Source organism: Flavobacterium sp. CFBP9031, assembly GCF_034044945.1.
Lineage (GTDB): Bacteria > Bacteroidota > Bacteroidia > Flavobacteriales > Flavobacteriaceae > Flavobacterium.
This window is the reverse complement of record NZ_JAXCWF010000018.1, coordinates 16123-37280: the sequence shown is the minus strand read 5'-3', so window position 1 is coordinate 37280 and position 21158 is coordinate 16123. Positions and strand designations below refer to the sequence as shown.

The following is a 21158-nucleotide window of genomic DNA, read 5'->3' as shown; positions in this document are numbered from 1 at the left end:
AAAATCTAAAATCAACAAGCCTATGTAACAGAAATCCAAAAAGAAAAGGATCGTTATAAAAAAACCGGAAAATGCGCCAACATTTCCCGGTAGAGTATATGCGGTCAGTTAATTAACCAACCAACATTAAAAAAAACATTTAAAAGTATGAAAAAACTCTTGAACAGAATCAGGTTTGATAAGCCTTTTTTGAAATTTGATTTGAAAATGAAATTGACCACATTATTTCTGCTAACTGCCTTAACAGTAATGCACGCCGGAACCACTTATTCTCAAAAAAACAAGATTTCTTTTAATGCCAGCAATATGACTGTTGCAAAAGTGATTGAAAGACTTGAATACACTACAGATTACAGATTTGTTTATAATGTAAGATCTGTAGATTTGAACAGAGTAATAGATGTAAATGCATATGAAGCTTCAATAGAAGTTATTTTAAATAAAATCTTTAATAATACGAGTACCGATTTTAAAGTGTCGGGAAACCACATTATTCTGACGCCTAGAAAAGTCTCTGCAGAAAAACCGGAAGAGAAAAAACCTGTAGCAGATTTTATCGTAAAAGGTAGGGTTACAGACGAAAAAGGAATGCCTTTGGTAGGAGCAGCAGTTGCTGATAATGGTTCTGGAAGAGGTGTAAATACCGATTTTAATGGAGAATATCAGATTATTGCGGTAAGCAGCGAAACTACTTTGGCTTATTCTTATTTAGGGTATGTAAGACAAGAAATAAAAGTAGAGGGAAGAAGTGTGATCAATGTTGTTTTAAAAGAAGATGTTCTTGAACTTGAAGGGCTGGTTTTAAAGACTGGTTATCAGGATATATCGGCAGAAAAAGCAACGGGATCTTTCTCAAGTTTAAAAGCAAAGGATTTTCAAGAACAGCGTTTAAACAGTTTAGATAAAATTTTAGAAGGGCGTATTGTTGGATATCAAGATGGAAAAATTCGTGGAACTACTTCTATGAATACTAACGCTATGGCTCCTTTATATGTTATTGATGGTTTTCCTGTTGAGAATACTAGATTAACGCCATACAATACTATAGAAGAGAATCTTCCAAATTTAAACTTAGAAGATATTGAAACAATTACGGTTTTAAAAGATGCTGCAGCTTCTTCTATTTATGGTGCTCGTGCTGCAAATGGAGTTGTCGTTATTACAACGAAAAAAGCAAAAGAAGGAAAAACAAATATTTCGTTTTCTAGTAATTTAACTGTTACGCCTTACCGAAATTATACGGGCAATCTTACTAGTTCTGCTGATATTATTGGTTTAGAAAGAGGATGGGCAGAAGGAAATCCTAACTTGAAAACCGCTAATTCAGCTACTTATGCACAATCATTATTGAATAATGCAGTATTTACGAGTTTAGGAATGCAGACTATCTTAAATGGGTATGCAGGAAATATTTCTCAAACAGATATGAATAATCGTTTGAATCAGCTGGGTTCTCAAGGTTATAAATACTACGATGATGTAGCAAAATATGCCAAACGCGATCAATATTTTATGCAGCACAACCTTAGTTTGGGTAAAGCTAGCCAAAACAATACTTTTAATGCATCTATAACTTATAAGGACAATCAGCTAGAAGATATGTATTCTGAAAACCAAACGGTTGGAATTAATTTGAAAAACTCAACACAAATTAACAGCTGGCTATCTTTAGATTTAGGAACGTATCTAAATTACGGAATAGGAGATACACAGTATTATAAACCAATCAATTCAGTTTCTATTTCAGATAATCCGGGTTATAAATGGCAGCCATACAATCAATTGGTAAATAACGACGGAACTAATTTTGTTTCTACTGCTGCTTCTCGTTACAATAATTTCACGCTTAATTCTATGCAGGCTTATGGTCTTTATAACATGGATATTACACCAATGGACGAGTTGGGAAGAAACTTAATCGAGAACAAAAATTTCTTAAACAGAACGTTTGCTAAGTTTAATGTAAAATTCAGCAAAGCATTTACTTACAATGCCATGTTCCAATATGAATTTGCTTCAGATCGTGCAAGCCAATTGTTTGATAGAGAGTCGTACTATGTGCGAAATAAAGTAAATAGTTTGGTAACAGTTGTGAATAATAAGGCGGTTTATAATTTGCCTTACGGAGATATTGTTAAAGAAACGAATCAGTTTTCTAATGCTTATAATTTCCGTCAGCAGTTAAATTTCAATCAGACTTTTGCAGAAAAGCATGATTTCTCTGCGATTGCAGGTATGGAAATCCGTCATTCTAAACAAGAATATAATGATAACACTCGCTATGGTTACGATTCGCAAGCTTTATCTTTTACCGCAATAAATCAAGCCGATTTATTAAAAGTATACGGATCTGTTTTTGGCGGTTATATGTCGATAAATGACTTTGCATTAGAAAAAGAATTGCAAAACCGTTACGTTTCTGTTTACTCAACAGGGGGTTATACGTACGATAAAAAGTATTCTCTTTCGGGTAGTATTCGTTGGGATCGTTCTAATCTTTGGGGAACAGACAGTAAATACCAAAACAAACCTATATGGTCTGTAGGTGCGGGTTGGAATATTAACAATGAATCATTTTTTGATGCTGCTTGGGTTGATGCTCTTAAACTACGTGGTTCTTATGGTATTGCAGGAAATATTGCCAAAGATGCGGCACCTTATTTAACGGCCTTTTACTATGCCAATTCAAATGTTGGAGGAACGTACGGAAGTGTAGGAAAACGACCAAATCCTGAATTATCTTGGGAAAAAACTACAACAACAAATATTGGTTTAGATTTCTCATTCTTTAAAAGCAGATTAACAGGAACTTTAGATTTTTATAATAAAAAAGGACAAGACTTATTAGCAAGTAGTCAGGGAATTCCAACAGAAGGATTTGGGTATTCAACCTACTATCTTAATAATGGAGAAATGACTAACAAAGGTATCGAAGTTACCTTAAGAGGAACAATGGTAAAAACGCCTTCTTTCTCTTGGGATGCAGCTATTTTGTATGCCTATAATAAAAACACTGTAGATTATGTAAATGTAAAAGCTCCTGTTTACTATTTACAATTAGATTATCCGCAGGCTTATCCTAGAATCGGAACAAGTTTTAACAGCATTTATGGTTACCAATGGGCTGGTCTAAGCAATACCGGACTGCCTCAGGTTTATGATGCATCAGGTACAGCGGTAAAATACAATCCAGGTCAGTTAGACGCAATTAAAGATTATGGTTCAACAGTTCCTTTGCACAGTGGTTCTTTCCATACCTCAGCAAATTATAAAAACTTCTCACTTTCGGCTCTTTTCATTTATGAGTTAGGACATAAAGTGAAAAACACATTCCTGCCAATGTTGGCTAACAATTACAATGGCGGACTTGGAGGTTATGTAACCGATATTACAGTGGTAAACAACAATATTGCAAATCGTTGGATGCAACCAGGAGATGAGGCTTTTACCAATGTTCCGAGAGCGGTTTACGAATATGAAGCAGATTTTAATTCAGAATCTCGTACGATTTATTCTTATGCAGATATTAATATTTTGGATGCATCAAATTTAAGATTAAGCAACATTTCGTTAGCGTATCAAATGCCAAAAGACCTTATTAAAAGAGTAAAACTAGACGGAGTACGATTCAATTTGAATGCAGAAAACGTATACACTTTTGCCAAAAGCAGAGATGCCAAATACATGTTAGGCGGTTTTATATCTCCAAGCTTTGTTATGGGTGTAAATGTTAATTTCTAATTTATAAAGACTAGATGATGAAAAATATATATAAAAAAGTAGCGTGCTTATTGGCTTTAGGATTGACTTTGGCATCTTGCGATGATTACTTGAGCGATGTGCCAAAAGGAGCAAAATCGCCAGAAACATTAGCAGATTATGAAGCTTTTTTGCGTGACGAATACAATACAAGAATAGATATCCTAGGAGCTACACATTTGCTAAATGATCAATTTGTAACAGCAGCTACACTTACAAGTAATAGGTTGTATAATGCCAATTATATGTGGGACGAAAATGCAGATCGTATTGCATTGAAGGTCTCAGACGAATCTACCTATTACACAACTTATAGCGGAATTTCGGCTTTTAATTTAATTATTGAAAATGCACTTTCGGCCACTAAAGCGACTGAGCAAGAACAGAGAACAGTTTGGGCACAAGCAAAAATAATGCGTGCGATGAACTTTTTTTATGTAACTAATTTTTATGCAGATACTTATGTAGCTTCTACGGCGGCAACAAAATTATCAGTTCCTTTAATTACGAGTGCCAATATTAATGCGCCAAGTAAACAAGTAACCATTCAGGAAATGTATGATTTTATTCTAAATGATATTAAAGAAGCATTACCTTATTTGCCTAAGGTTTCTCAAACCGCTTTGCATCCTAATTTAGGGGCAGGTTATGCTTTTTATTCAAGAGTTTATCTGCAGATGAATAATTATACAGAGGCTTTAAAATATGCTGATTTGGCATTAGCAGAAAATAATAAACTCTTTGACTGGGTAGCTTTTTATGAAGCAAATAAAGCCATTATAGATGTACCAAATTCTTATACAACAGCAGTTTCGCCAATGGGCTATAACAATGTTGAAAACTATATTTTTAGACATGGTTCAAGCCGTTCATTAGGGAGAGAGCCAAGTATACCAGTAGAAAGAGCTGCGCGTTTTGAAACTGGAGATGTACGTTTAAAATCTCGTTGGAAAGTAAGAACCGTTGGGGCTGATACTTATTACTATTCGATATTATCAGGAATGTACAATTTTGGAGGAATTACAAGTGTTGAGGTTTATTTAATAAAAGCGGAGTGTTTAGCGCGCGATAATAAAATTACTGAAGCATTGACTATTTTAAATACGGTTCGTAAAACGCGTATTCTTCCAGCATCTTATCAGGATATTTCAACTACAGATAAAGCAACTGCTTTGAACGCTATTTACAAAACAAAAAGTAATGAATTGCTGCAAACGCTTACTCCTTATGCAGATGCACGCCGTTTAAATGCCGAAGGTCTTTATAAAGTTAGTTTTAGCAAAGTTGCAAATGGAATTACGTACACATTATCGTCTGATTCTCATTTATGGACAGCGCCTTTCCCACAAGGAGCAACGCAAAATCCAGGAAACGGAACGATTACACAAAATGTAGACAAATAATAATCTAAGAGCTTCCCGATTAGATTTCCCCGAAAGGGAAGCTTTTCTAAAAATATCAATCAAAAATGAAAGCAATTCAAAATAAAATAGTAGCATTCTGTCTGTGCCTGTTTATGTTTTCCATCAACATTCAGGCACAAAAGAAAAAAGCAACCTCAACACCAGTTTCTTCTTATACAATTGAAGGAACAATAACAGGTTTAGCAGACGGAACTGAGGTAAAATTGATTCCCGGCGCTACACATTCTTCTGAACTTCCAGTTGCTGAAACAACTTTAAAAGACGGAAAATTTACTTTCGCAGGAAAATTAAATGAACCTCGTTTTTTCTATGTTGTCTTTGGTAAAAGCAAAGGAAATATTTCTGTAATGGTCGAAAATTCAAAAATAAAAATTACAGCAGCTGGTTCGGTTTCGGATAAAGAAGGAGAGAGAATTTCTTTTAAAGATGTAGTAGTTACAGGTTCAAAATCAAATGATTATTATAAAAAAGAAACTGCGTTTAGAGAGGAACTTGAAAAAGACTATGCAGCTTATCATACCAAAGATTCAGACGAATTAAGTAAATTAATCGGTGCCGCAAGACGTGATAAAAACGCAAAAGCCGCAGACTCACTTCAAAATCTTCCAGTTTGGAAAAAATTTGAGGCTGATGAAAAAGCATTTTTTACGAAAGTAGAAAAAACAACATTAGAGGTTATCTCAAAACATAAAAACACTTGGTGGGGACCATTTTTCATGATGACCAACTTTAGTTATTTCACACCAGAACAAAAACCTTTGTACGATCAGTTTTCTGAAGCAGCAAAGAAAAGCTACTATGGACAGGTTTTAGATAAAGATTTGAATCCGAAATCTTTAATCGGAACAAGTATTGCAAATTTCAGTTTAAAAGATAAAGATGGAAAACCATATAGCGCAAAAGACATTGTAGCCGGCAAAAAATACATTTTAGTAGATTTTTGGGCTTCATGGTGTGGACCGTGCAGAAAAGAAATTCCGAACTTAAAAACAGCTTACGCTGAATATGGACCTAAAGGATTTGAAATTTTAAGTGTTTCAATTGATAAAGATGAAAAAGCTTGGCAGAAAGCACTTGGACAAGAAAACATGCAATGGCACAATCTTCTAGACGATGATAAAGTAAGTAAAGCATTTAATGTAAAAGCAATTCCGGCAACTTATTTAGTAGATAGTAAAGGTGTAATTATCGGTGACAATTTAAGAGGTGCAGAATTGGAAGCGAAATTAAAAGAGCTTTTGAAATCTTAAATTTTTAGTAGCAGTATTCAGTCTCAGTCACAGTGAAAAAGGTAAACTGCAACTGAAAACTAAAAAACATCGCAATCTAACAAACAAAAAATATAACATGAAAAGTACAGTATTAAAATCTAGCCTATTTGCGTTAGCAATTGCAACTGCATTTACTTCTTGCGAAAAGAAAGAAGAATATAAAATCAACGGAAAAATTGCAGGATTAGATAAAGGAATGGTTTATCTAGAATATGCAGATGAAAAAGGAGATAAAAAAATAATCGATTCTGCTGAGGTAAAAGAAGGTGCATTCACTTTTACTGGAAAAACAGTAGAACCATTATTTCATACCATTAAAATTAAAGGGCAAGAGTACGGAGCGTATTTTCTTTTAGATAATGAAGATATTACGATTGAAGCAAAAAAAGATTCGGTTTTTAAGGCTAAAGTAACTGGAGCTACACAAAACGGATTCTACAAATCGTACTACGATAACGAATTCAAAAAAATACAAGCAATTGCAGGTCCTATTTACAAATTATCTGATTCGCTAACACAGGGAGGAAAAGTAAAATTAACTCCAGAACAGCAAACCATGATGGATAAAAAATGGAAAGATCTTGGCGCTTTCGCGGATGATTTGACAGATAAATTCATTAGAAAAAACAAAGACAATTTAGGAGGAGCATTAGTAATTGAAGACCGAATTGTGTCTTATGGAACTCCAGAAAAAGTAAAAGAATATTATGCCGTTTTATCTCCAGAAGTTCAGAAATCATTCTACGGAAAAAAATTAAAAGCTTCAATTGATCTTAACGAAAAAACAGCTATTGGTGTTGCGGCACCAGAATTTTCTCAAACCGATATCAACGGCAAAGTGGTAAAATTATCAGATTACAAAGGAAAATATGTTTTAGTAGATTTCTGGGCAAGCTGGTGCGGTCCATGCCGAAAAGAAAATCCAAATGTAGTTGTGGCTTACAAAACATATCATGATAAAGGATTTGATGTTTTGGGAGTTTCATTGGACGATAAAAAGAAACTTTGGGAAAAAGCAATTGAGAAAGACGGTCTAACTTGGACGCATGTTTCTGATTTAAAAGGATGGCAAAATGAAGCGGCTGTTCTATACGGTGTAAAAATGGTTCCAACCAACTACTTAATTGGACCTGACGGAAAAATCGTTGCTAAAAATCTTAGAGAAGCAGAACTTCAATCTAAATTGAAAGAAATTTTTAGTAAATCGTAAATCTTTAGTGATCAGTGTTCAGTTTTTTAGTGTTCAGTCGCGATAACTCAACTTTGTCAAAGTTTTAAACTTTGACAAAGTTTCAGACTGCGACTGAAAACTGAACACTAAAAAACTGGACACTGAACACTGAACACTGCTTAAATAATATCAACAAAAAAATGAAAAAATACATCTTTCTGGGCTATTGCTCATTAGCTTTCTGTGCTCTTATGTCAGCGCAGGGAAAATCGGTTAACTTCAAGAAAATAAAAGAATTAGGTGGAATCGAAGAATATTTATACCAGCCAAACGGAATGAATGTTTTGCTTTTGCAGGACAATGCTTCTCCAGTTGCAACGGTACAAATTGTATATCGCGTAGGTTCTAAGCATGAAGTTTTAGGAAACACAGGATCGACTCACCTTTTAGAACATTTAATGTTTAAAGGAACTCCAACTTTCAATAAGAAAAACGGAAACACAATTACTGATGTTCTGCAAAATACAGGAGCACAGTTAAATGCTACAACTTGGTATGATCGTACGAATTATTTTGAAACGCTGCCAAGTGACAAAATCGAATTGGCGCTTCAAATCGAAGCCGACAGAATGCGTAATTCTTTATTGTTGAAAGAAGATAAAGAAGCAGAAATGACCGTTGTACGCAACGAATTTGAGCGTGGAGAAAACAATCCGAATAGGTTATTAGATAAAGAAATTTGGGCCGCAGCTTATATTGCGCATCCGTATCATCATTCGACAATTGGATGGAAATCGGATATTGAAAACGCTCCAATTGAAGTATTGAGAAATTTCTATAATACGTATTATTGGCCAGATAATGCAACTTTAACTATTATAGGAGATTTCAAAAAAGAGAATGTTTTTGAATTGATCGAAAAGTATTTCGGTAAAATTACAAAAGCACCAAACGCAATGCCGCAGCCATATACACAAGAACCTCAGCAATATGGGGCACGCAAAATTACAGTTAAAAAACCTGGAGAATTAGGCGTTGTGAACAAAGCGTATAAAATTCTGGGAGCTTTACACGAAGATCTTCCAGCCCTCAATATTTTAGCTCAGATTATTGGCGTTGGGCCGACTGCTATTTTAAACAAAACATTTGTTGATACTCGTTTAGGAATTTATTCTTACGCAAGTGCAACAAACTTTAAAGAAGTCGGACTTTTTACAATTGGCGTTGGTTTTCCGACAACTTCAAAACACGAAGATATCGATGCTAAAATCGGTGAAGTTGTGGCTAAAATTCAGAAGGAAGGCGTAACTCAGGACGAAGTAAATAGAGTTGTAGCAAAAATCAGCGCACAAACTATTTTAGCACGCGATGGTTCTGGAGTAATTTCATCAGCATTAAACGAAGCAATCGCTTCTGGCGACTGGACAGATTATATTACAGGAGTTGATAGGTTGAAAAAAGTAACTCCAGCAGATGTTTTGCGTGTGGCTCAAAAATATTTAGTTGATGACCAAAGTACAACAGGATATTTTATTCCGAAACAAGCTGGTAATCAAAATAATGATACGGCAAAAGCCAGTAATTATATGGCAGAAAATGGTCCGTTTTATTACAGACATTCAGAAGAAGGACATATTCACGAAGAACCTTCATCTGTATCAACCTCAACAAAAAACACAACAGAAGAATTAGTTTCTGCAGAAACTTTAATCGAAAAATCAGCTTCAGCTTTTAAAAGAGAAAAAGTATCTGGAATTGATGTGGTTTCGGTAAAAACATCAGCAAAAGATTTCGTTACGGTTGCGGCTAGCATTTCTTTAGGGAATTATGCCAGTGAAACTAAAAATGATGTAATTCCAGCATTAACAGCATCAATGTTATCAAAAGGAACAACGTTGAATGACAAGTTTAAATTTTCTGAAAAACTTCAAAAACTAGGAGTTTCATTAAATGTAAATGCTTCAAGTTTCAAAATTAATATCGGATTTAAATGTTTGAAAAAAGACTTAGATCAGGTAATTGCTTTATTGGCAGAAGAATTAAGAAATCCGTTGTTTGATGCTAAAGAATTCGAAAATTTAAAACAGCAATTTATTGGAAATACGCAGCAGGATTTGAATGATCCAGGCGAAAGAGGAAGCATTGCTTTATCTCAGGCGATTTATCCAAAAGGAAATCCAAATTACAGTTTGACAGTAGAAGAGAATATTGCAAATATCAAAAATGCAACTTTGGATGAAGTGAAAGCTTTTCACAAAAAATATTTTGGAACGGCGTCTATGCGTTTGGTAATTGTGGGTGATACCGATGGAGCAAACTTAAATGCATCATTAAAAAAATCATTTAAAAATTGGAATGGAGGAGTGACTGAAAAATTAAAATTTGAAGAAGCTGCAAAAACTCCATCCAAAACAGAAGTGGTTACAATTCCTGAAAAACCAAGTGCAGAATTATTCGTCGGACAGTTTACAGGTTTAAAAAGAGCCGATGCGGATTATATTCCGTTTTTTATTGGAAACTATACTTTAGGGGCTGGTTTTGCTGGGCGTTTAATGCAGACTGTTCGTGATAATGATGGTTTAACCTATAATATTTCTTCTGGTTTAGGCGGAAATATCGAAACAGGAGGTTACTGGTTTGTAAACGCTTCTTTCAATCCAAATTTATTCCAAAAAGGTTTGGATGCGACAATGGTTCAGGTTGATAAATGGGTAAAAAACGGAATCACAGCAGAAGAATTGGAAAACAAGAAAACCAACTTAATCGGAAGTTTTAAAGTAGGAATGTCAACCACAAACGGAATGGCGAGAACTATTTTAAGTTTTATCGAAAGAGGTTTAGATCCAAATTACATCGATCAGTATCCAAAAGATATTGATAAAGCAACTTTACAACAAGTAAACGATGCGATTAAAAAATATGTTCAGTTAGACAAAATGATTATCATTAAATCGGGCTCTCTGGATAAAGATGGGAATCCGGTGAAGTAGTTTTTTTAGTATTCAGTCTCAGTATTCAGTCTGAGTTTACGGTGTAGATAGTTCAACTTTGTCAAAGTTTTAAACTTTGACAAAGTTATACTGCGACAAAATCTAAAATCTAAAACCTGCAATCTAAAATTTTAATAGTTCGTCTTTCATTATTTCATTTTAGAATCTGAATTAGTAAGCCATTTTCTGTGAAAGACCAAAAGAGCTGTTTGCCAACAGCTCTTTTTTTTCAAAAATCTAATCAAAAAAACAATGAGAAATACCACAATTACATTCCTGTTATTGCTCTCAGTTTCCATGTTCGGACAAATGTACAATCCGGTAAAATGGACGACAACTGTAGAAAAAATTTCAGATAAAGAATTTCTTTTAAAAGCACAGGCGAAAATACAATCAGGCTGGCATTTATATGGACAATATATTGAAGAAGGCGGACCTTCGCCAACGGCTTTTACCTTTAAAAATCAGCCGAAAAAATTCGAATTAATCGGAAAAACAACTGAGGATAAAGGACATGAAACAGTCGATAAAATCTTCGATATGAAAATTAAATATTTTGAAGATAAAGCGCTTTTTACTCAAAAAATCAAATTCATTTCAGATGATGTTTCGAATATTTCTGCCGAAGTCGATTTTATGGTTTGTGACGACAGCAACTGTTTGCCGCCGTCTACAGAAGAATTAACTTTTAAAATTCCGAGTGAAAAGAAATTGGCTTCAGTCGAAGAAAATCCAATAGTAAAAAAAGATTCTGTAATTGAAGAAGAAAAATCGGTTTCTCAGACTGAAGAAAAAAAATCAAAACAAGAAATTACTGGTTCACCAAAGAAAACGGAATCGAGAGGATTGCTGACTATTTTTATTTTAGCTTTTTTATCTGGATTTGCAGCTTTATTGACGCCTTGTGTTTTTCCAATGATTCCGATGACAGTGAGTTATTTTACGAAACAAAGTAAAACTAAAGCGGCTGGAATTAGGAATGCCATGATTTACGGAATTTCAATCGTAATTATTTATGTTTTGTTGGGATCAATTGTAACCGCAGTTTTTGGTGCCGATTCGCTAAATGCACTTTCAACAAACGTTTGGTTTAATTTGATTTTTTTTATTTTATTGGTCGTTTTTGCCTGTTCATTTTTGGGTGCTTTCGAAATTGTATTACCAAGCTCATTAGCCAACAAAGTAGATTCGCAAGCCGACAGAGGAGGACTGATTGGGATTTTCTTTATGGCTTTGGCTTTAGCCATTGTTTCATTTTCGTGTACGGGACCAATCGTAGGCACTTTATTGGTTGAAGCGGCTTCAAAAGGCGGAATCGCCCCAATTGTGGGAATGTTAGGATTTTCGATTGCAATCGCATTACCGTTTTCATTATTTGCAGCTTTTCCAGGCTGGTTAAATGCATTGCCAAAATCGGGTGGCTGGCTGAATACGGTAAAAGTAGTTTTAGGATTTATGGAATTGGCTTTGGCTTTTAAATTTTTATCAAATGCCGATTTGGTTCTGCAATTGCATTGGCTGGAAAGAGAAGTTTTCCTAGCGATTTGGATTGCCGTTTTCGGGATGTTGGCTTTTTATTTGTTTGGAAAAATTACGCTTCCCCATGATTCTCCTTTGAACCATATTTCTGTTGGACGATTAGGTTTCGGATTAATCGTTTTAAGTTTCACTATTTATCTCATTCCTGGACTTTGGGGAGCGCCGTTGAAATTAATTAGCGGATTCCCGCCTCCAATGCAATACAGCGAATCTCCAAACGGACTAGGAGTTTCGGGTAATTCAGAATTAAAAATTACAGGTTCGTTGCCAGAAGGAGCAGAGCATGGTCCACAAAATATCATCACTTTTCATGATTATGATAAAGGAATGGAATATGCTAAAAAAGTTGGAAAACCAGTTTTATTGGATTTCACAGGATATGCCTGCGTAAACTGCCGAAAAATGGAAGAACTGGTTTGGTCAGATCCTAAAGTTTTGGGCGTTTTGAATAATGATGTAGTTTTGATTTCGCTTTATGTAGACGATAAAAAAGAACTTCCAGAAAACGAACAATATGTTTCTGAAACAACAGGGAAAAAAATCAAAACAATTGGTAATAAATGGAGCGATTTACAAATTAAAACGTACAAAGCAAACGCACAGCCATTTTATGTAATTGTAGATCATAATAGTGTAAACTTGACAGAACCATCAGCTTATAATCCGAATATTGAGGAGTATTTTAATTGGCTTCAAAGCGGGATTAAGAATTTTAAAAAGTAAATAAAAAAACCTCCAAATTCAATTGATTTTGGAGGTTTTCGTTTTTTAAATGACTGTCAAATCATAGAGTTCTTCATAAAATGTTTTTCCCATTCCTCAACTTCTGCAATTGAGAGTCCAAATCCTATTAATTTATGTATCTGGAGTGCTTTTTCATATAAGATTCGTATACATAAAATAGGTTGCTTTTAACAACTATCTTTGTGTGTTTAGATGCAATAAAAAACTTGAACATAGCGAAGGTCTTTTTAGAAAAAAATGGTTTTTATGTTTTTATAAATTTAAGGATCTTCATCAGTAATAAATATTTTAATTTACCAATTTAATATTCATTTTATTTTAATACTCATATAAAAGTTGTTGCAAAATAAAATTACCATGTTTTTCGATTTAAGTTATTTTCAAATGTATCAATAATCGAGTGAAAGGTTTGTGCCTCTAATTCCGTAAGGCCTTGATGAAATGCGGTAAATTGGATTCTTTGATTGGAGTAACCAAATGCTCCTCCTCCATTATTTAAACAACCTATATAATAATTTAAAGGAGGGATTACTCCACTTTGAGTTCCAGAAACAACAGTGTCTAAATTTTTGTTTTTAAAATATTTAACTTCGCTATTTGTAGTTTTGCTTACAGTGTGAATTCCTTTAGCATTGTTTATAGCTGTTTTTGAAATTCCAATAGTTCCAAGTACAAATACATTATTATTTTTTGCAGCCCCGTGATTTAAGTGAATTTGATAAGCTTCCCATGGCGTACTCTTTTTTTGAGCTCCAAGATCATAAGAATTTGTAGTAACTGGAATGTTGTTTGTTCCGCAAACCATTGTTAAACCAGCATCAGAAAATGTATGTATCGAATTTACAATTATGTTTGTGTTTGCATATGCATTAGTTCCATTAGTTTGGTATCCATTGGAAGAATGATTTCCTGAGCCATTAAATACTAATCGAAACGCTGCATTTGTGTCTTCAGGATTTTTCAGGTTAAATTTGTGCTGAAAAGACGTATCGCCAATTAAAGGATAAACAGCATGCATTTTATTCCATAATCCTTTATTTTTTAGTGCGGTAACTAAATTATCTACGGTAATGCTTAAATCATGGTTTAGTGATACATCTATAAATTTTTGGGCATCTAAATCTAAATCTAAATTAGTTGTAAATGCATTTTTAATATTGCTAAAACTAGATTTGTTATAAAAATTGTCAACGGCAATTATGCTAATGTTATAATTAGTATTTTTTTCTAAACCAGATACAATATCGTTTGGACCTTTTATATCGTGTTGATAAATTCCATTAGCGTAAACTTCATAAAAGTCTATACCATTAAGGGAGTAAGGAGGAGTAAAATTAAGTCTAAACCCTGTGTTGTATGATGAAGTCACTGATAAATTAGTGACGCTCTCTGGTTTTGTAAAATCTGTAACATAACGAACAATACCTCCTCTTGAAAGAATCGTATTTATATCAGCGACAGGCCCTCCGGCATTGGCTGTTGCTAAAATAGGATTGCAGTATAATACAAATCCAGGTAAAATAGCTTCAAATGTTCTAGTTCTACCTCCAATACCTACAAAGATGTTACTAGAATCGTATTCACCGATATTTGTTGCTAATGGACAATAATAAGATCTAATTCCTGAATTACTATAAAAAGTAGCACCCTTTGCATAAGTCATATTTGGAACAATAACTCTTTTTAGTTGGTTTTCACCTGTCCATTCTTGTAAAGATCCCATAGATACCAGTTGTGTACTCTCAAAATAAGTACAACCATAAGTTCGCAGTGTCCAACTAAGATTAAATGTTCCTGTAATTGCGCATTCTACATTTGTGCCAGTAACTCTGAAAAGAGTGATTCTGTTTGCCGTGATACCAAGCTTTGATGCTAATAAAGCGGGCGTATTTAATGTACGACCAACTCCTCCAATAAATGTATTTAATTTTACTTTTTGTTTTCCGAAAACTGTGTTTTGTAATAAGCTTCCCATAACTATACACCTAATAATAAAATACTATTTGTAGCTCCTCTTTTTGTAAAAGTAAAAATTTGTTTTTCGGTTGTTATTGATGGTACTCCAAACAACCAAGTGTGTGGTGCAGTAATTGCCCAAGTTATGCTTACTCCTGATAATGTTATCCCGTTAAAAATAAAACTTTGAGGCAGCGCAGCTGGTACCGTAATGGTGCAGTTAGAGGTAAAGAGTACAGTTTTGCCATGCCAGTTAGAAGGAATGGTTTGGCTAGAATTTACTTCTAATTGGTTCGAAATATCCTGTTTGTTCGACAAATCGATATTTCCACTGCCAAGAATGGACTCTCCATTGATTGTTTTGAAATCTAGAGCTGAGGTTATATCACTAAACTCCAATTCGCCATTGGAGTTTGTAGTTAAAACTTTATCAGGTTCATTTTTTTCTAAGTCGGCGACTTTTATTCTATTGTGATTTGTGCTCATTTTTTGTGGTATTTTTATATATATATATATTATGATGTTTGTTTAAGAACTTCTTGAAAATAAAACTTTAAAAGATTTTTTTTACATGCCTCCATCAGTGTTATTAGGTACTGCAGTATTAGTTTTTAGGCTACAATTGTTGCTGAATTATATTGGTTTAAATTTCTGCGCAGGATATTTACTCCAGAAGAGATTAATCCATTAGTAAATAAAATACCATTTTTTATATTCCATGTAGGTTGATTGATAGACGGCCAATATGGTTCATCAAAAGTGATATATTGATTGTCATTTTGGATAATAATGTAATTATTACCTATAAAATCAGCTGTTATTTCATCATAAGTTGTTGTGGAGTTGAACTCTAAATATGAGATGAAATAACCTCCTAGAATAGTAAATGTAGAATTTGAGAATATTATTAATTTAGTTAATGCAGTTCCTTTAATTATATTTTTAGCAGTAATTGTTGCATTTATAAACATTAGTCCAGGAAAGTTGTTTCTGCCTGTAATAAATTGATCTGAATTTGGAAAACTTGCAATTCCTGTAATAATACAACTTCCGTTACAATTAAATCTATTTATGCTTATGTTTGAACTTATATTCGCATTCCCTTTAAAATTAATGCTAACATTATTGCCATACAAATAGCTAAAGTTTGTATTCGTGTAAGGTGCTACTGATGAAATACTTCCATGGTTAATATTTCCAGCTGTAAAAGCACTATTTAAAAGCAAGAATGAATCATCGTGAGTCAAATTGTCAAAATCTAAGGTCAATTTCATAAATGCGCCAACCAAATAGCTTTTACCACGAAAATTTAAATTTGTTGCTTTTATGTATATTTTTCGACTTCCTCCTGTTCCTGCAAAAATTCCATCTGCATGAGTTATTTTAACGTTTAAAGTATTGCAGATTATGCTAGAATCAGCAGAGTTTCCTGCACTACACTGATAGGTTTGAGAAAACTCAACTAAATTACATTCTAAACTTACAAATGCATTATTGAAACCAATTGCCGAGAGAGTAGGTGGTGTAAAATAGATGTTTCCCAATGGCATGTCAACATTAAAATATTGACTGTTTACGGTGTAAACATTTACAGATTTTACATTTATTGTGCATGCGACTTCACTTCTTAAATCAAACTTTTTTGTAGTTCCATTATTCATGGCTACATTAATATTAAATGATGTAGGAGAAAGAATCTGTATGTATGTAGAATTAGAATCTGACAAAAAGGAAGTTATTGCACTATCTAAAGTTAAATAAGGCTTATTTGGATTCTCGGGTTCAGCAGTAGAATCATTTCCTGTAGAAGAAACAAAATAAACGCCTTTTACCATAGGTGAATTTTTTGTGCCACCAGATACAACCCATGTATTAGATTCGATTTTTGTTAATACTCTTGATTCTCCATTTGTGATGGTTAATGGAATATTTGTTATAAAATTAATTCCTGTTCCTCCAATGGTAATTATTCCTGTTCCTCTATTTGTAATTTCTTTTTTAGTACCGATTGGTAATAGTAAAAATGAATCAGAAGGGACAATTAATGAAACAGCAGTTGAAGAAGAGAAAACAGTTTTTCTGTTAATATTTTCAACATTCAGAGTATAGGTTGCAGAAGAAACATTTTCGATATCTGTTAGCCATGTTTTAAAAATCTTTTTCGTCCAATCATAAATGGACTTAACACTAGGAAAAGAACTTGATGAATTTTTATTTGATTCAATTTCTTGAACTTTATTTGCAGTATCTTCTTTTTTAGAAACAGTGTTTTGTAAATCGTTTAAAAAATCTTTTAAAACTTTCCCCTGTCTAGCATCCAAAGCTTTACCTTCTTCTACATAATCTAGTCCATTGTAGCTGTCTACTTTAATATTATTAATATCACTAAACTCCAGTTCGCCACTGGAGTTTGTTGTTAAAATTTTATCAGGCTGATTTGTTTCTAAATCAGTGACTTTTATTCTATTGTGGTTTGTATCCATTTTGTTTTTTAAGTTGCTAATTTCACATATTTTATTCCTGTAACCTCTTGATTGTTTACACGAAATCGAATCAATAGTTCTTCATTAATACTTGCTGTATATGATTTAATCAGTATATTATTTACATAAAACTTCCAAATACCTGCTTTTCTCTCTATCGTAGCAATTTTACCATGTGGTGGACCATAAGCAATAGTATTGGTTGCATCTCCAGAATCTTCAGCAAAACTATTCCATACTCTGACATTTCCTCCTATGGCAGAGAACCATCTAAACATAAACCAGACCTTTCTTGTATCATCAGCTGTCGATATTAACTGAATTGTTCCACCTGCATTATACGCATCAAATAAATATCCTGGATTAAAAGGGGATTCTTTGCTGACAGCTATTATTCTAAAATCCTCGTTTGCAGGTATAATTTTCCAGTCAGCGCCTTGAGTAATTCCACTAGTTGAGACTTTTATGCTTCCACTTTCAGAAATATTAGGAGAGGATAAAAAGTTTGACCATGATGAAGTTGTAGGGTAGCTTACTTCTCCCAGATTGATTAACAACTTGTCAGTATATGTTTTTGATATTTGATTATTGTTAATGGTCACATCAAATATACCTTCATTTATACCAGTAGTTAAATTCACATGAATTTCATTATCACTTTTGAATTTAATATAATTTATAACTTGCCCTTCTATTGCAACAGTAGTTATTGGTGTAAAAAATGAGCCTTTTAATATTACGTTATTTGTTTCATTTGGTAAAAAATAATTTGGAATTAACTCTTCTAAATGTGGGGCATAAGCACTATTATATATCAAATCTTTCAAAACTTTTCCCTGTCTAGCATCCAAAGCTTTACCTTCTTCTACATAATCTAGTCCATTGTAGCTGTCTGCTCTAATATTATTAATATCACTAAACTCCAGTTCGCCACTGGAGTTTGTTGTTAAAATTTTATCAGGCTGATTTGTTTCTAAATCAGCGACTTTTATTCTATTATGGTTTGTGTTCATTTTGTGGTATTTTTTAAATTTTAAAAATCCGTATATGGTGTATATCCGGTAAAACTTGTTATCTCTCTATAATCAACAGTTATCTCTTCATTACTTTTGATCATTTTACAAGCTTTTAATATTAGCTTATCAGAATACTGTATTACAATTGTATTTGGATCAAAAGAATGATTGCAAAATCTACCTAAATCATCCGTTTCCCACCACTTTTTTAGCATTTGAGGTTGAAATAAGCATCGTGATTTGTTGCTTATTGGCTTGTCAGTAACCCATATTCCAATAAATTCATTGATAGATATATTTTTTACAGAATGTATTTTATTGTTAGTAGGCTCTTCTGTATTTATTCGAAAGGGGTGCATAATACCTATATTAATTATCTATAGGTTTTATGTTATGAGTCAAGATTCCATTTGCAAAATAAGTGTGAGAAGGAGCCAAACTTAGAGGATAAATATTTCTCTTTTCTAAATTAACAACAACCGAAGTCACAGGAATGATTTTTTTGTTGATGTTATACAAATTGTCTCCTACGACAATATCTTCGAGTGGAATAAATTTCCAAATTCCGTTGCGCTGAATTAATTGAGAGTGACTTGGAGTAGCTTCCAATAATCCTTCATTAACAATGATTGTTTTATGAGCAGTCAAAGGAAGGATACCCGTAACAGGAGATTTAATTCGGTTTTCTAGTAAATAGTTGCAAGACCATTTATATAAATTGTTTACATTATTTGTATCATTCAGTGAAGCAATTTCTGAAGAAAGTAACATTTGGTTTAATGTAATCTGCTCAATAGGCAATTGCGTTCCATCTGACAATGAAATTAAAGTTCCTTCAACAAAACAGTTAGGTCTGTCAGCTGTTGTTACTGCAGTTGGTTCGCTATCATTAGACCAATTTCCTAATGTATTTTGGGCTTGTATTCTATAATGATAAGTGGTTTCATAACTTAACAGGGTGTCTGTGAATGATGTAATATCTCTCGAGTTTATGTTTCTATGGCTTAACCATTGTCCATTCAAGCCGACTTTTCTATAAAGTTGATATCCAGTCACAGTAACTCCTGCATTATCATCAGGAATAGTCCAAAATACTTTAATTTCTAAATCACTTAAAAGGGTACTGTAAATTATGGGAGCATTAGGACGGTTTGAATTATCAATAATTTCACATGTCCCAACATTATTAGCATATATCTGCGCATTGGCATCTAACCAAGCAATTGCTTGGTTGTTTGCGTCTAATTCACTTTGATTTGAAACAAATTGGTTTGCATTGGCAGTTAATGTTACTGTGCTTCCCGAATATCCTGGACCACAATTATTTCTAGTTATAGTTTTAGTCTGTTTGATATTATAAAATCTTGCACCTGGAGGACAATTTGTAATATCTAGAAAAGGAGCAATATAATCTGGATCTGTAACGATATTTGGTTTAGTCTCACCAGTTGATGTTCCATCATCTGTGTAATATCTTTCTAATGTTTCAAAAGATTTGTATCCTGTATTTTCCATATTTTAATAAGTTATTGCAACCTTCGCTGTAGAAGTGTCTTTATCGTAAGTTATATATCCAATGTTTGGTACTTGATCAATATCATTTACCCAAGAAGGTGGTTTAGGAATGTTTTTAGAAAAAGTAAGCTGTTGTATCTGTGAGCCTCCTAGGTTAATGAAATCATATTCTGCATCTACTTTTTGCATTGTTCCTCCAGAGTATGTTGTAATTTCGACATCGATATTGCCTGTTCCGATTTCACCAAACCAAGCTGTAGCCATCCTAACAGGAACTGATTTTAAAGAAGTATAGTCTGAGAGAAGTTTATCAAAATTGATTAGACAAGCTTCAACTCCGTTATCTTTTCTATTGTCTCCAGCATACATAATGTAGGATTGCATAGCTGTGCTGTTTTGTGGTAATTCAGTTCCATTGCCATGACCAAATCCCATATATTTATTATCCCATTCTGTTCCTGTGCTGACAAACCCGGTAAAAGTATCCAAATCACGACCTGCGCCCAATGCCCATTTGTATCTGATTATCATATAATCAAAAGGCAACAAAGCTGTTGACGGTTCTAATACACAAGACGGGTTTTCTCCTCGCCATGCTGTACTTCTAATGGTGCAAATTCCGGTATTATTGGCATAAGCTTGCGCATTTGCATTTAGCCATGATTGAGCTTGCAGATCTGCATCTGCAACACTTATAGTTGAAACAAATTTATTAGCGGAAGCTGTTAAAGTAACTAGATTTCCAGATGTTCCGTAGGAGCAATCATTCTTTTTTACGGCTAAAGTCTTTTCAGTATTATAATAAACCGTTGTTCCTTCTGCTGGACTATATTGATCGATATAAGCGAAAGGTTTGTATGTTATATTTTCTTCCATATTTATTTTAATAAAGAATAGTTTTTGATTTTTCTATTACAGTGGCTTTGTTGGCCAAACAATAGCGGTTAGATCTTCTTGATTAGTTAAATCTCTTAACTCTTGTCTGTAATTTTTCCAAGCCATTTTTTTCTCTTCAGAAAGAGGAGAATCTTCTACTTGTGTCCAATCGCTTTCAACTAATAGTGCATTTCTTCTGATTCTTAAATTTTCTAAAAATTCGTTTTTATTTTGAGTAGCGGGAAAAAAAGCATGTTTGCCTTCAATTACTTTATAATTTTTTGACAATCCTTGTTGCCATTCTTCTTCAGTTAATTCAATATTAGGTTGAGGAATGTTTTCATGAATTTCTTCTACATAAAAACCTGTGTATTCTCCGTTTTCGTTATATGTTGCTTTATACATAATTTTAGT

General features: G+C 33.5%; 14 protein-coding genes. 6 read left to right on the top strand and 8 right to left on the bottom strand.

Going from position 1 to position 21158, the window contains the following annotated elements:
• The first annotated feature begins 147 nt into the window (after positions 1-147).
• The 6 genes from SOM12_RS22765 to SOM12_RS22740 all read left to right on the top strand — a co-directional run bounded on the left by SOM12_RS22765 (position 148) and on the right by SOM12_RS22740 (position 12877).
• A complete protein-coding gene (locus tag SOM12_RS22765; RefSeq protein ID WP_320495620.1) occupies positions 148-3741 on the top strand; it encodes a SusC/RagA family TonB-linked outer membrane protein in 3594 nt (1197 codons plus the stop codon).
• A 14-nt stretch (positions 3742-3755) separates the two neighbouring features.
• Positions 3756-5162 carry a RagB/SusD family nutrient uptake outer membrane protein gene (locus tag SOM12_RS22760; protein ID WP_320495619.1) on the top strand — a complete coding sequence of 469 codons (1407 nt, stop codon included), beginning with the start codon at positions 3756-3758 and terminating at the stop codon, positions 5160-5162.
• A gap of 65 nt (positions 5163-5227) precedes the next feature.
• Positions 5228-6433, top strand: a complete 1206-nt coding sequence (locus SOM12_RS22755) for a TlpA disulfide reductase family protein (RefSeq protein ID WP_320495618.1) — start codon at positions 5228-5230, stop codon at positions 6431-6433.
• 97 nt (positions 6434-6530) lie between these two features.
• Positions 6531-7664, top strand: a complete 1134-nt coding sequence (locus tag SOM12_RS22750; RefSeq protein WP_320495617.1) for a TlpA disulfide reductase family protein — start codon at positions 6531-6533, stop codon at positions 7662-7664.
• Between the two features lie 161 nt (positions 7665-7825).
• Positions 7826-10615 carry a pitrilysin family protein gene (locus SOM12_RS22745; RefSeq protein WP_320495616.1) on the top strand — a complete coding sequence of 930 codons (2790 nt, stop codon included), beginning with the start codon at positions 7826-7828 and terminating at the stop codon, positions 10613-10615.
• 252 nt (positions 10616-10867) lie between these two features.
• Complete coding sequence (locus SOM12_RS22740; protein WP_320495615.1) at positions 10868-12877, top strand: protein-disulfide reductase DsbD family protein; 2010 nt, start codon at positions 10868-10870, stop codon at positions 12875-12877.
• A 373-nt stretch (positions 12878-13250) separates the two neighbouring features.
• Here the strand turns inward: SOM12_RS22740 and SOM12_RS22735 are convergent, their stop codons facing one another.
• From SOM12_RS22735 to SOM12_RS22700, 8 genes are all read right to left on the bottom strand, one after another.
• On the bottom strand, positions 13251-14873 hold the full coding sequence (locus SOM12_RS22735; protein ID WP_320495614.1) for a fibronectin type III domain-containing protein: 1623 nt from the start codon (positions 14871-14873) through the stop codon (positions 13251-13253).
• Positions 14874-14875: 2 nt separating this feature from the next.
• Positions 14876-15340 carry a hypothetical protein gene (locus tag SOM12_RS22730; protein WP_320495613.1) on the bottom strand — a complete coding sequence of 155 codons (465 nt, stop codon included), beginning with the start codon at positions 15338-15340 and terminating at the stop codon, positions 14876-14878.
• Between the two features lie 125 nt (positions 15341-15465).
• The gene (locus tag SOM12_RS22725; protein ID WP_320495612.1) at positions 15466-17337 is read right to left on the bottom strand and encodes a hypothetical protein; all 1872 of its coding nucleotides are present in this window, start codon (positions 17335-17337) and stop codon (positions 15466-15468) included.
• 8 nt (positions 17338-17345) lie between these two features.
• Positions 17346-18350: a hypothetical protein gene (locus SOM12_RS22720; RefSeq protein ID WP_320495611.1), complete on the bottom strand. Its 1005-nt coding sequence runs from the start codon at positions 18348-18350 to the stop codon at positions 17346-17348.
• 20 nt (positions 18351-18370) lie between these two features.
• Positions 18371-18712, bottom strand: a complete 342-nt coding sequence (locus SOM12_RS22715; protein WP_095931292.1) for an SET domain-containing protein — start codon at positions 18710-18712, stop codon at positions 18371-18373.
• A gap of 10 nt (positions 18713-18722) precedes the next feature.
• On the bottom strand, positions 18723-19868 hold the full coding sequence (locus SOM12_RS22710) for a DUF5977 domain-containing protein (RefSeq protein WP_095931291.1): 1146 nt from the start codon (positions 19866-19868) through the stop codon (positions 18723-18725).
• 3 nt (positions 19869-19871) lie between these two features.
• Positions 19872-20744: a DUF5977 domain-containing protein gene (locus SOM12_RS22705; RefSeq protein ID WP_095931290.1), complete on the bottom strand. Its 873-nt coding sequence runs from the start codon at positions 20742-20744 to the stop codon at positions 19872-19874.
• Positions 20745-20780: 36 nt separating this feature from the next.
• Positions 20781-21149, bottom strand: a complete 369-nt coding sequence (locus SOM12_RS22700) for a tail fiber assembly protein (RefSeq protein WP_095931289.1) — start codon at positions 21147-21149, stop codon at positions 20781-20783.
• Positions 21150-21158 lie beyond the last annotated feature (9 nt).

Coding starts and splice junctions, on each gene's coding strand:
- SOM12_RS22765 (WP_320495620.1), top strand. CDS start 148: ATGAAAAAACTCTTGAACAGAATCAGGTTTGATAAGCCTTTTTTGAAA.
- SOM12_RS22760 (WP_320495619.1), top strand. CDS start 3,756: ATGATGAAAAATATATATAAAAAAGTAGCGTGCTTATTGGCTTTAGGA.
- SOM12_RS22755 (WP_320495618.1), top strand. CDS start 5,228: ATGAAAGCAATTCAAAATAAAATAGTAGCATTCTGTCTGTGCCTGTTT.
- SOM12_RS22750 (WP_320495617.1), top strand. CDS start 6,531: ATGAAAAGTACAGTATTAAAATCTAGCCTATTTGCGTTAGCAATTGCA.
- SOM12_RS22745 (WP_320495616.1), top strand. CDS start 7,826: ATGAAAAAATACATCTTTCTGGGCTATTGCTCATTAGCTTTCTGTGCT.
- SOM12_RS22740 (WP_320495615.1), top strand. CDS start 10,868: ATGAGAAATACCACAATTACATTCCTGTTATTGCTCTCAGTTTCCATG.
- SOM12_RS22735 (WP_320495614.1), bottom strand. CDS start 14,873: ATGGGAAGCTTATTACAAAACACAGTTTTCGGAAAACAAAAAGTAAAA.
- SOM12_RS22730 (WP_320495613.1), bottom strand. CDS start 15,340: ATGAGCACAAATCACAATAGAATAAAAGTCGCCGACTTAGAAAAAAAT.
- SOM12_RS22725 (WP_320495612.1), bottom strand. CDS start 17,337: ATGGATACAAACCACAATAGAATAAAAGTCACTGATTTAGAAACAAAT.
- SOM12_RS22720 (WP_320495611.1), bottom strand. CDS start 18,350: ATGAACACAAACCATAATAGAATAAAAGTCGCTGATTTAGAAACAAAT.
- SOM12_RS22715 (WP_095931292.1), bottom strand. CDS start 18,712: ATGCACCCCTTTCGAATAAATACAGAAGAGCCTACTAACAATAAAATA.
- SOM12_RS22710 (WP_095931291.1), bottom strand. CDS start 19,868: ATGGAAAATACAGGATACAAATCTTTTGAAACATTAGAAAGATATTAC.
- SOM12_RS22705 (WP_095931290.1), bottom strand. CDS start 20,744: ATGGAAGAAAATATAACATACAAACCTTTCGCTTATATCGATCAATAT.
- SOM12_RS22700 (WP_095931289.1), bottom strand. CDS start 21,149: ATGTATAAAGCAACATATAACGAAAACGGAGAATACACAGGTTTTTAT.